At 53.0% G+C, this 12993-nt stretch carries 8 protein-coding genes; 5 read left to right on the top strand and 3 right to left on the bottom strand.

Annotated features, from left to right (window positions below; genetic code table 11):
• Nucleotides 1-149: 149 nt before the first annotated feature.
• Together WCT94_RS10215 and lrp are read right to left on the bottom strand one after the other, a co-directional pair.
• Nucleotides 150-3623: a DNA translocase FtsK 4TM domain-containing protein gene (locus WCT94_RS10215; RefSeq protein WP_336869458.1), complete on the bottom strand. Its 3474-nt coding sequence runs from the start codon at nt 3621-3623 to the stop codon at nt 150-152.
• A gap of 114 nt (nt 3624-3737) precedes the next feature.
• Nucleotides 3738-4232 carry a leucine-responsive transcriptional regulator Lrp gene (gene lrp / locus WCT94_RS10220; protein ID WP_010277211.1) on the bottom strand — a complete coding sequence of 165 codons (495 nt, stop codon included), beginning with the start codon at nt 4230-4232 and terminating at the stop codon, nt 3738-3740.
• Nucleotides 4233-4783: 551 nt separating this feature from the next.
• On the opposite strand from lrp, the gene trxB reads away from it, so the two are divergent.
• From trxB to infA, 5 genes are all read left to right on the top strand, one after another.
• Nucleotides 4784-5746, top strand: a complete 963-nt coding sequence (gene trxB, locus WCT94_RS10225; protein WP_015839971.1) for a thioredoxin-disulfide reductase — start codon at nt 4784-4786, stop codon at nt 5744-5746.
• 236 nt (nt 5747-5982) lie between these two features.
• Complete coding sequence (gene cydD, locus WCT94_RS10230; RefSeq protein WP_336869461.1) at nt 5983-7749, top strand: heme ABC transporter permease/ATP-binding protein CydD; 1767 nt, start codon at nt 5983-5985, stop codon at nt 7747-7749.
• Nucleotides 7749-9488: a heme ABC transporter ATP-binding protein/permease CydC gene (cydC, locus tag WCT94_RS10235; protein WP_336869463.1), complete on the top strand. Its 1740-nt coding sequence runs from the start codon at nt 7749-7751 to the stop codon at nt 9486-9488. The genes cydD and cydC overlap by 1 nt, the downstream gene beginning before the upstream one ends.
• Before the next feature lie 34 nt (nt 9489-9522).
• Nucleotides 9523-10227, top strand: a complete 705-nt coding sequence (gene aat / locus WCT94_RS10240) for a leucyl/phenylalanyl-tRNA--protein transferase (protein ID WP_336869465.1) — start codon at nt 9523-9525, stop codon at nt 10225-10227.
• 113 nt (nt 10228-10340) lie between these two features.
• Nucleotides 10341-10559, top strand: coding sequence for a translation initiation factor IF-1 (gene infA / locus WCT94_RS10245; protein ID WP_002211347.1), 219 nt, complete (start codon nt 10341-10343; stop codon nt 10557-10559).
• A gap of 160 nt (nt 10560-10719) precedes the next feature.
• Here infA and clpA read toward each other — a convergent pair whose 3' ends face one another.
• Nucleotides 10720-12993, bottom strand: a complete 2274-nt coding sequence (gene clpA, locus WCT94_RS10250) for an ATP-dependent Clp protease ATP-binding subunit ClpA (protein ID WP_015839967.1) — start codon at nt 12991-12993, stop codon at nt 10720-10722.

Genomic DNA, 12993 nt, shown 5'->3' on the forward strand with positions numbered 1-12993 from the left:
AGATCCACGTTACCTATATAGCTATGTTATCTGAACCCACTCGGGCGGTGATAGGTGAATTATCTGCTTATCACCGCTTTTACGCTTCTTTGCATAAGGGCTGCACGCGCAGCCCTTATAGTGGAGTGAGGTCAATCAATACAACGTGCTTATTCCATGGATGGCGGAGCCAATACCTCGCGGTTGCCATTGTGCCCAGGGGAGCTAACGATGCCCTGCGCTTCCATTTGCTCAACGATTCGCGCAGCGCGGTTATAGCCGATTCGGAACTGGCGCTGTACACCGGAAATGGATGCACGGCGCTTATCGACCACAAACTCTACCGCCTGATCGAACAGCGGATCGAGTTCTTCATCGCCATCAAGACCGAGGCTTCCACCTTCAGCATCATCGCCACCGCTGACGATATTATCGATATATTGAGGTCGGCCACGCGCTTTCCAGTCCTGAACGACGGCGTGCACTTCCTCGTCGCGGACAAAAGCGCCATGAACGCGGACAGGTATCGAGGAGTTAGGTGCCATATACAGCATATCCCCCATCCCCAATAGCGATTCTGCACCGCCTTGATCGAGGATAGTCCGTGAGTCGATTTTGCTGGACACCGTAAACGCGATACGCGTCGGAATATTCGCTTTGATCAATCCGGTGATAACATCAACGGAAGGACGCTGCGTTGCCAGTACCAGGTGAATACCCGCAGCACGCGCTTTTTGCGCCAATCGGGCAATCAGTTCTTCAACTTTCTTACCCACCGCCATCATCAGGTCAGCAAATTCATCGACCATCACCACAATATACGGCAGTTTTTCCAGCACTGGCGGCGTCATATCCATACTGTCACCCGGCTTCCAGAACGGATCGGGGATTGGGCGTCCCATCGCGTTTGCCGTCATCACCCGTTCGTTGTATCCGGCCAGATTACGCACGCCAAGCGCCGACATCAGCTTATAGCGACGTTCCATTTCACCGACGCACCAGCGCAACGCATTTGCCGCATCCTTCATGTCGGTCACAACTTCCGTCAACAAATGCGGAATGCCTTCGTACACCGAGAGCTCCAGCATTTTCGGGTCGATCATGATAAAGCGCACGTCTTCCGGCGTGGCTTTATACAGCATACTGATGATCATGGCGTTGACGCCAACCGATTTACCCGACCCCGTCGTACCGGCAACCAGCAGGTGCGGCATTTTTGCCAGATCGGCAACGACAGGCTCGCCTGCAATATCTTTACCCAACACAATCGACAGCGGCGATGGATTATCACGGAACTGATCGCAATCCAGCACTTCTCGCAGATAAACCGTCTGGCGATGCGCATTGGGCAACTCCAGCCCGACGTAAGGTCGGCCGGGAATAACCTCAACAATACGCACCGCGACAACGGACAGTGAACGTGCCAAATCGCGCGACAGATTCGAGATACGTGCCGCTTTAACACCCGGCGCCAGATCCAATTCAAACCGTGTGATCACCGGGCCTGGCGAATGATCGACCACATCCGCTTTTACCCGGAAATCAGCCAGACGCGCTTCAATTAATCGCGCCGTCTGTTCCAACGCGAAATTATCAATAGGCGCTTCGCTGGCAGGCGGCGGAGTCAGCAAATCCAACGTTGGTAGCGGCGTAGTCGGCTTCTGTAGCGGTTGTTCATTGCGCATCAGGAACGGATGAATCAGGCCATCCATTGCAGGATGATGCGTTGGTGTTGCCACTGTTTCCTGTTTCGCGGGCTCTACAGGCGCTGACGTTGGTTGCGCTGGCTGACCAAACATCAACGGGTGGCGCTCATCAGCATCGTCGTCATCCTCACCAGCATGCATCGGTGGAAGATCGGGTTCGGCACGATAAGACGGTGGCGTATACGTCGGTTCACTGAACATAGGCGGCTCAGGCTCACGATTATTCTCCGCGCTAAACGGCGAGAATGAAAAATCGTTATGCGCAGCCACAGAAGCTGGCTGAACGGGTTCACTGACCACCGGCGATGCTACCGGAGCTGAAATGACCTCATCGCGCTGCAACGCATTAGCATCATAACGGGACTGCTGCTGTGCAGCGAAATCTCTGGCTAACTGTGCTTGCAGGAGCGCGTCTTCATCCTCTTCCTGTAACGGATATTCATCACCGTAACGTTGACGCTGCTGATTCAGGTATTCCTGCTGCAAAGCGGCTTCCTGACGGGCAATATCCTCCGGTGTTTCTTCCTGATAGATATCATTCGTCAATTCCGTTTCCGCACTCTCATTCTGCGCCTGTAGCCTTGCCTGCTCTTCGGCCAACCGCTGTGACGGCAGTTTGATTCCGTACGACGCCAGTTCGCGACGAGTAGGAATGCGCACCGGATTAGGACGCGGCAGCTCCGGCCCGACACCGCGTTTAATCTGCGGGTTGTCATCCCCATCAGCGCTGAACGCTGGCATAAAGGTGTTGTTGGCGTTGAAATCCGTATCGCGTGCAGGCTGTGGCGGTTCAGCAAAGGGTTGAACCACCGGTGCCGTTACGATTGGCGGTACCGCACGCTCTCCGTAACTATTGCCGTAAGGCGTATACGCACTGTTATGGAGTTCAGGCGACGTTGCGATCTCTGGCATCGCTGCGGGTGTTTCAGGGATTTCAAACGAATACAGCGGCGGATTTAGCGACGATGCCGTATCAACCGATGATGAGGCAACAGGTGGCACAGTAGCAGGCACGGAATCAGACAATGGCGAATCAGACGCAACCCGTTCAGGGAATGTTGCCCCTGCCGCAGGCATTTCTGCTGAGAAAGCCGGTGGAGTAGCAGTCGACGCGTTTTCGGCGGAAGATGATGACGCTTCCATCTTATTGTCTGCCGCAATGTCGTTTGCAGCATCAGCCACAGAAGGCGCAGAAAACAGCACATCATCCTCATCGCGCTGTTGCGTTACCGCCTCGTCCGACACGTCACCGTGGCGCAGGTTAAGCACATCGCGTTCATCTTCTTCACGGTCATTTTCTTCGCGGTAGTCTTCATCGCGACGTGAACGGTTTGACATAAATGTCAGACAGCCCAAGACACCGGCACCAATTTTTTCAGCGATCGTTAACCATGACCAGCCGGTAAACAGCGTTAACCCAGCCCCCCACACGCACAGCAGAATCAGCGTCGCACCCATGCTGTTGAAACGCGGGATCATTGAGCTGCTCAACAGGCTTCCCAAGACACCACCGGAAGCAAAATAGTAGAGATCGTCAATATTCAACGCAGCCAGACCACACGAGGTCAGGATCAGCGCCAATGTCCCAATCAGGCGAAGTGAAAAGGTAAAGTAGTCGATAGACTGGTGGTTATCACGCTGACGGAAGGCAGCCCAGCACAGGGATAACATGATCGGCGGAATGGCATACGCCAGTACACCAAAAATAAAGAACAGCGTATCCGCCAGCCATGCGCCTGCTACACCACCAAGGTTGTGAATCGGTTCGTGCCATGCAGTCTGTGACCAACTGGGATCGGAGGGGCTGAAACTGAGTAGTGCGACACTGAGATAAACCGCAAAAAGTGCCACAACGATTAAAATCGCTTCAAGCAAACGACGCGTTCCACTGAGTTTTTTCAGGGTAACGTCTTTATCTTCTGTATATTCCTGGCTCAAGAGTCTCTCCAGGGGCCTGTAAGGTTTATGACAAAGCGCCGAGAAAACTCGGCGCTGGAACTGTATAAATTCACAGGAGTGTAGCTGAATTTATCGGGTTTTGCACCCACACGTTTATCGCGTCTTAATGACCAGACGGTTGCTTTGCTTCACTTCTTCCATCACCACGTAAGTACGGGTGTCGTTTACGCCCGGCAAACGCAGTAGCGTTTCACCCAGGAGCTTACGGTAAGCAGACATGTCTGGCACACGCGTTTTCAACAGGTAGTCAAAGTCACCGGAAACCAGATGACACTCCTGAATTTCTTCCAGCTTCTGCACCGCAGCATTGAACTGTTCAAATACATCAGGCGCGCCGCGGTTTAGCGTTATTTCAACAAAAACCAGCAGTGACGCATCCAGATAATGCGGGTTTAGCAGCGCTGTGTAGCCGTTAATGAAGCCCTGTCTTTCCAGACGACGCACACGTTCCAGACAAGGTGTTGGCGACAGCCCAACACGTTTGGACAGCTCGACATTGGAAATACGCCCATCTTTTTGCAATTCGTTCAGGATGTTACGATCAATACGATCGAGATCTTTTCCTGGCCGTTTTTTAGTGTCTACCATTATTATTGTCTCTCTTCACTTTTCCCTGCACCCGCTTTACCCCGATAGACCTCATGTATCAGAGCTACCCTTAAAGAAGACACGCTGCCTATTTTGTATATCAAAAGTCATTAACTTCTCGTTCTCGCCCCACGTATTGCTCACCCGCGAAAAAGACCATCACGTCATATCCGTGGCCCAAAGGCCTACTACCTGCGCAAAAACGAATAAAAAGCCGAGCTTTTAACTGTTCACATACAAAAAATTTCCTCTTACCCAGATGTTTTCGCAAATGCACAGCGGATTGTCAAAGCAAAACAACGAAAATCAGAAGAAACTGCCAGATTGGATAAGCCAGAGCCATTCGCCGAGGTAACTTCAATCATTTTACTTATGAATGTGGCTGATTTTTCAGCTATTTGTCGACACCATCGTCATTAACGATTAAACAAATAGCCAGCAACTTTTCTGCATACTTTTTTTACTCCTGTAATTTCCTTACAATCATTCTCATTGTCCGTGGTAGAGACTGTTCATATGGACATTATCCACCGTCATGAAATGAGGAAAGCATGGGTACCGTTAAACATCACAAGTTATTGATTCTGGGTTCAGGCCCCGCTGGCTATACTGCCGCAGTTTATGCTGCACGGGCGAACTTACAGCCAGTATTAATCACCGGTATGGAAAAAGGCGGTCAGTTGACGACCACGACCGAAGTAGAAAACTGGCCGGGCGACGCCGATGATTTAACAGGCCCACTGTTAATGGAACGCATGCACGCGCATGCAACCAAGTTCAATACCGAAGTGATCTTCGATCATATTGAACGTGTTGATTTGCAGAACCGCCCCTTCCGTTTATTCGGTGATAGCGACGAGTACACCTGTGACGCGCTGATCATCGCCACTGGCGCATCGGCTCGCTACCTTGGTCTGCCGTCTGAAGAGGCATTTAAAGGCAAGGGCGTTTCCGCCTGTGCAACCTGTGACGGGTTCTTCTACCGTAATCAGAAAGTTGCCGTGGTGGGTGGCGGGAATACTGCCGTCGAAGAAGCACTGTATCTGTCGAACATCGCGGCAGAAGTGCATTTAATCCACCGCCGCGAGACGTTCCGTTCAGAGAAGATTCTGATTGACCGACTGATGGACAAAGTTAAAAACGGCAACATCATCCTGCATACCAACCGTACGCTGGACGAAGTGCTGGGTGATGACATGGGTGTGACCGGTGTTCGTATCCGCGATACGCAAAGCGATGCAGCGGAAGAACTGGAGCTGGCTGGCGTATTTATCGCTATCGGTCACAGTCCGAATACAGCCGTGTTCGGCGGTCAACTGGAACTGGAAAACGGTTATATCAAAGTGCAATCTGGCATTCACGGCAATGCAACGCAAACCAGCATTCCTGGTGTCTTTGCTGCAGGTGACGTCATGGACCACATCTACCGTCAGGCCATTACCTCCGCAGGTACCGGCTGTATGGCAGCACTGGATGCTGAACGTTATCTGGACGGACTGACCGTCAATAAGTAATACGACACTGAAACGGAGCGGCATCTGCCGTTCCGTTTTCTTCCTACCGATTTGCCTTCCGCAACACAAAAATTGATCGCCTCCCCCATTTCCCTTCTCCTTTTCGTTTGCAGCGCGCCCCTGTCGCGGTAACATGGCGTCATTCTGCATGATAGAAGATAATTTTGTTACCTAACAGTTACATAAGAGTTATTTTCTGTTAAGTCCATTTCTGCAATATAACGAACTGGTGCCTGATGAAAAAAACCAGACAGCAAGAACTGACCGCCTGGCTGAAACAGCAGAGTAAGCTGGCGCAACGTTGGCTACGGATTTCACTGCTGCTTGGATTTCTGAGCGGCGCGTTAATCGTGGCACAAGCCTGGCTATTAGCTACGCTGCTTCATGCCTTGATCATCGAGCATGCTCCCCGTGAATCCCTGCTCTCGCCCTTCCTTCTACTGATCGCCACATTCATTCTGCGAGCGCTCAACAGTGTGTTGCGCGAGCGCGTCGGTTTTCTGTGCGGACAGGCGGTGCGCCAGCAAATTCGTAAGCTGGTGCTGGACCGATTACAACAGCTTGGTCCTGCCTGGGTACAAGGCAAACCTGCGGGCAGTTGGGCAACGATGATTCTTGAGCAGGTTGATGATATGCAGGATTATTACGCCCGCTACCTGCCGCAAATGTATCTTGCCGCGCTGATTCCGTTGCTTATCTTAATCACGATCTTCCCGCTTAACTGGGCTGCTGGCTTGATTCTGTTTCTGACTGCCCCGCTCATTCCGCTTTTTATGGCGCTGGTCGGTATGGGTGCGGCAGATGCCAACCGACGTAACTTTCAGGCGTTGGCACGCCTGAGCGGACATTTCCTCGATCGCCTACGCGGGATGGAGACACTACGCCTGTTCCATCGAGGCGAGGCTGAAACCGAACAAATCCGCCACGCGTCCGAAGATTTTCGCAGTCGCACGATGGAAGTGCTGCGCATGGCATTTCTTTCCTCGGGCGTACTGGAGTTTTTTGCTTCCATTTCAATCGCCGTTGTCGCCGTCTATTTCGGTTTCTCTTATCTCGGAGAACTGAATTTCGGTCATTACGGCATGGGTGTGACACTCTTCGCCGGTTTTCTCGTGCTGATTCTGGCACCGGAGTTTTTTCAGCCTTTACGCGATCTAGGCACGTTCTACCATGCCAAGGCTCAGGCTATCGGCGCAGCGGAATCGCTGGTGACCTTTTTAGCCGAGGAAGGTGAAACGGTAGGCTTTGGCACCCAGACATTCAGCAGTGATACCGCCATTGCCATTCGGGCAGAAGATTTGGTCGTCCTCGCGCCCAATGGCACACCACTCACTCAACCGTTGACGTTCGATATTCGCGCAGGCGAGCGTATCGCGCTGGTCGGCCTCAGCGGCGCAGGAAAAAGCTCGCTGCTTAATGCACTGCTAGGGTTCCTGCCCTATCGCGGCTCATTAACCGTCAACGGTCAGGCCCTGAACACGCTAACGCCTGAATCATGGCGTAAGCAGTTAAGCTGGGTTGGGCAAAATCCCCATTTACCGGAACAGACGCTGCGCAGCAATATTCTGCTGGGTAACCCACAGGCCAGCATTGTGGAGTTACAGCGGGCAATTGAGCGCGCCTATGTGCAGGAATTTTTACCACAGCTCCCACAAGGGCTGGAAACCACGATCGGTGACGGCGCAGCGCGCTTATCCGTCGGTCAGGCGCAGCGCGTTGCCGTTGCCCGTGCGCTTATCCATCCTTGCAACTTATTGCTGCTGGATGAACCATCAGCCAGTCTGGATGCCCACAGCGAAGAGCTGGTTATGACGGCGTTAAACGACGCGGCACGTCACCAGACTACGCTGCTGGTGACGCACCAGCTCGCCGATATCACCGAATATGATGCAATTTGGGTAATGGACGGCGGTCAGCTAGTCCAACAAGGTGATTATCAAACACTCCGAGCCGAAGCAGGCCCCTTTGCGACGCTGCTGGCACAACGACAGGAGGCACTGTAATGGCTCAGAGAAAAACGATGCAGGTATTAAAACCGTTTCTGGCGCTCTACCGCCAGCACATCTGGCGCTTAAGTCTGGGCGTCGTGCTGGCTATTGCAACCCTGCTTGCCAGTATCGGCCTGCTCGCCCTCTCCGGCTGGTTTCTGGCTGGTGCCGCGTTGGCAGGAATCGTCGGGCTGCTCACCTTCAACTATATGTTGCCTGCCGCAGGCGTGCGGGGTGCGGCGATTGCGCGCACGGCTGGGCGCTATTTCGAAAGGCTAGTCAGCCACGATGCCACATTCCGCGTTCTGCTGCGCTTACGTGTTTTCACCTTTTCTCGCATTCTGCCGCTCTCTCCGGGTGGGCTGGCACAATTTCGCCAGGCTGAGTTGCTAAACCGGCTTGTGGCGGACGTGGATACGCTAGACCACCTCTATCTGCGCGTGATTTCCCCCATCATCAGCGCCTTCGCCGTCATTCTTATTGTCTGTTACGGCCTGAGCTTCATTGACGCCACATTGGCGTTGACGCTTGGCACTATCATGCTGGTACTGCTGCTGTGCCTGCCGGTTCTATTTTATCGGGCAGGAAATGGCATCGGGCAGGATCTGACCGCGCTGCGAGCACAATATCGCCTTCAACTAACGACCTGGTTGCAAGGTCAGGCAGAGTTGACTGTCTTCGGCGCGCTCGATCGCGTCCGTCAGCAGTTAGCGCTGGTGGAGATTAACTGGCTGCGCCGCCAACGTCAGCAGGCCAATCTTACAGGCCTGTCTCAGGCGGTGATGATTCTATGCAGCGGGCTGACCGTTACCCTGATTCTGTGGCTAGCGGCAGATGGCGTAGGTGGTAATCCACAGCCCGGCGCCTTGATTGCACTGTTCGTGTTTGCCGCGCTTGCCGCCTTCGAAGCGTTGGCTTCGGTCACGGTGGCTTTCCAGCATATGGGGCAAGTGATTGCTTCCGCCGCCCGAGTCGATCAAATAATTCGCCAGCCCGTTGACGTCACTTTCCCTGAGCACGGGCCAGAAACGTCACGCGAGGCCGCACTCGACCTCTCACATGTGGGGTTCACTTACCCCGGTCAGCCACAGCCCGTGCTGCAAAACATTTCTCTTTCCATTAAACCAGGCGAACATCTTGCGCTGCTGGGGCGTACCGGGTGCGGGAAATCGACGCTATTGCAACTGCTGACTCGGGCATGGAATTGTGAATACGGGGACATTAAGCTGAATGGCCACCCCCTTGCCGATTGGCGGGAAGCCGATCTCCGGGCAATGATGAGCGTGGTCCCACAGCGTGTGCATATTTTTAGCGCAACGCTGCGTGATAACCTGCTGCTGGCCGCACCAACGGCGCGGGACGAAAAACTGGCCGATGTATTACAGCAGGTCGGGTTAGAAAAATTGCTGGAAAATGAAGGGCTGAATGCCTGGCTGGGAGAAGGCGGTCGCCAACTCTCCGGCGGTGAGCAGCGCCGTATCGCTTTAGCACGTGCCTTATTGCACGACGCGCCGCTTGTTTTGTTGGATGAACCGACTGAAGGGTTGGATGCAGAGACTGAAAAACGTATTCTGCAACTGCTACGCCAACACTGTGCTGATAAGACGCTGATTGTCATCACTCACCGGTTATACGGTTTAGAATCGATGGATCGCATCTGTATTCTGGACGATGGCAAGGTGATCGAACAGGGCAGCCATCAGGCGCTAATGGCACAAAAAGGGCGTTATTGGCAATTCCGCCAACACGTTTAAGGCAAACTCAGTTGAAACACAACGTTTGAAAAACATGCGCCTATATCAGCTATCGTCCCAATCGCTTCAGTTTCCTGATCCGAACCATGCGTTGGATGACCCCAACGGCCTGCTGGCCGTTGGCGGCGATCTCTCCGTTGCTCGCTTAAAAGCAGCTTACCGACAGGGAATTTTCCCCTGGTTCTCTCCCGGTGAGCCTATTTTATGGTGGTCTCCGAATCCGCGTGCAGTGCTGTTTCCTGATGAACTCCATGTCAGCCGCAGTATGAAAAAGTTTCTGAAGCACCATACGTTTCACGCCACGCTGAATCAGGCGTTTGATGACGTCATTCACGCCTGTGCCCATGAACACCATGACGGCACCTGGATTACGTCGGAGATTATCTCAGCCTATCGCCAGCTTCATTTGGCCGGCAAAGCGCACTCTGTCGAAGTATGGCAGGATGACAAACTGGTTGGTGGGCTATATGGCGTTGAACAAGGAAGATTATTTTGCGGTGAGTCGATGTTCAGCCGTACGGATAATGCGTCGAAATACGCGCTGCTGGCGTTTCAACAACATTTTATTCGCCACGGTGGTCATTTGATTGATTGTCAGGTGTTAAACGCCCATACCGCGTCGCTGGGCGTGAGTGAAATCCCTCGCGATCGCTTCCTGCAACAGCTTTCTCAGTGGCAGGATCTCACCGTCGACGACGGCTGCTGGCTCCCCCAACAGCTCGCCGAACCAACACTATGACAGAGAAAAACGGGTAAATAATCCCCCAAACGTGAACGCTTCTTTACATAATGGCGGTTTTTCGGCATTATCTTGCGGTTAAAAAATAAAGGTAGTTAGACCTAGAGGATTCGATGGCCAAAGAAGACAATATTGAAATGCAAGGCACCGTGCTTGATACGCTGCCCAACACCATGTTCCGCGTTGAATTGGAAAACGGGCACGTGGTTACCGCTCATATCTCCGGTAAAATGCGTAAAAACTATATCCGCATCCTGACGGGTGACAAAGTCACTGTAGAGTTAACCCCGTACGACCTGAGTAAAGGCCGCATTGTCTTCCGCAGCCGTTAACCGGTTCGCCCATCGCTGAGCACAGCGATATACGAGGATGTGACACCCTCCCCAGCCCTTCCCTTCATTGGCAAGGGCTTTTGTTTTTGGGAGAGAGTCTGGCAAAGGGATGTAAAAAAGGGATGCCTCAGCATCCCTTTTAGGTATCAAACGATATTGATTAATTAACGCTTTCCGCTTTCCGCTTCTGCGCACTCTTGAAGCCGTAGGTCAGCTGCTGCGTCTCTTTATCCAGTTCAACCGTGACAGAACCACCGTCTACCAGTGAACCAAACAGCAGCTCGTTGGCCAGCGGTTTCTTGAGGCTTTCCTGCATTACGCGCGCCATCGGTCGGGCACCCATCGCTTTGTCGTAGCCTTTTTCTGCCAGCCAGTTACGCGCTTCATCACTGACTTCCAGCGACACGCCTTTCGCATCCAGTTGCGCCTGAAGTTCTACGATAAATTTGTCGACAACCTGCTGAATGACGTCAGTCGACAGATGGTTGAACCAGATAATGCCATCCAGACGGTTACGGAATTCCGGCGTAAACACCTTCTTGATCTCTTCCATCGCATCGCTGCTATTGTCCTGATGGATGATACCGATGGATTTACGCTGTGTTTCCCGCACGCCTGCGTTGGTGGTCATGACGACAATGACATTACGGAAATCCGCTTTACGGCCATTGTTGTCCGTCAGCGTACCGTTATCCATCACCTGCAACAGCAGGTTAAAGACGTCCGGATGCGCTTTCTCAATTTCATCCAGCAGCAGCACCGCATGAGGATGCTTAATCACGGCATCCGTCAGCAGGCCGCCCTGATCGTAGCCCACATAGCCCGGAGGCGCACCAATCAGGCGACTGACCGTGTGGCGCTCCATGTATTCAGACATATCAAAGCGCAGCAGTTCAATATCCAGCGCTTTCGCCAGTTGTAACGTCACTTCCGTCTTACCGACACCGGTAGGACCCGCGAACAGGAAGGAACCAACCGGCTTACGCTCCTGACCCAGCCCTGCTCGGCTCATCTTGATAGACTCAGAGAGCGCTTCGATAGCCTTATCCTGTCCGAACACCAGCATTTTCAGGCGATCGCTGAGGTTCTTCAGCACATCGCGATCGCTGGCGGAGACGGTTTTTTCTGGAATACGGGCAATACGGGCGACAACAGATTCGATGTCACTCACATTAACCGTTTTCTTCCGTTTGCTGATTGGCACCAGACGGCTGCGTGCGCCCGCTTCATCGATCACATCAATCGCCTTATCCGGCAGATGACGGTCGTTGATATATTTCACCGCCAACTCTACCGCCGCACGAATCGCTTTCGACGTATAGCGAACATCATGGTGAGCCTCATACTTCGGCTTCAGACCATTAATGATTTGTATGGTTTCTTCCACACTAGGTTCAGTGATATCAATTTTCTGGAAACGACGCGCCAGCGCCCGATCCTTTTCAAAGATATTGCTGAACTCCTGATAGGTGGTTGAACCGATGACGCGGATCTTGCCGCTGGAAAGCAGCGGTTTAATCAGATTAGCGGCATCAACCTGACCGCCGGACGCAGCGCCTGCGCCGATGATCGTGTGAATTTCATCAATGAACAGAATACTGTTTTTATCTTGTTCGAGCTGTTTCAGCAGCGCCTTGAAGCGTTTTTCAAAGTCACCGCGGTATTTGGTGCCTGCCAGCAGCGCACCGATGTCCAGCGAGTACAGCGTGCACTCCGCCATCACTTCCGGTACATCACCCTGCACAATACGCCAGGCCAGCCCTTCAGCAATCGCGGTTTTGCCCACACCGGATTCGCCAACCAGTAGCGGGTTATTTTTACGACGGCGGCACAAAACCTGAATCGTGCGCTCCAGTTCCTTATCCCGGCCAATGAGCGGATCGATACCGCCAACGCGAGCCAGTTGATTCAGATTGGTGGTGAAGTTTTCCATACGATCTTCCCCTCCTGCCTGTTCTTCATTGACGGGATTTTCAGGGTTCGGCGCCTGATCGGTTTCTTCTTTACGCGTGCCGTGGGAAATAAAGTTCACCACATCCAGACGGCTGACGTCATGCTTGCGCAGCAGGTAGGCAGCCTGAGATTCCTGCTCGCTAAAAATCGCGACCAGAACGTTAGCGCCGGACACTTCGCTGCGGCCGGAAGACTGCACATGGAAGACGGCGCGTTGGAGTACGCGTTGGAAGCTGAGCGTAGGCTGAGTTTCTCGCTCGTCGTCACTTTGCGGTAATGTTGGTGTGGTCTGCTCAATGAACGCTTCCAGTTCCTGGCGCAGCGCGGCTAAATCTACCGTACAGGCTTCCAATGCTTCACGGGCGGCTGGGTTACTGAGCAGTGCTAACAGCAGGTGCTCCACGGTCATAAACTCGTGTCGGTGCTCACGCGCTCTGGCGAAAGCCATGTTGAGACTGAGTTCCAGTTCTTGATTGAGCAT

This window comes from Pectobacterium sp. 1950-15 (assembly GCF_037136835.1).
GTDB lineage: Bacteria > Pseudomonadota > Gammaproteobacteria > Enterobacterales > Enterobacteriaceae > Pectobacterium.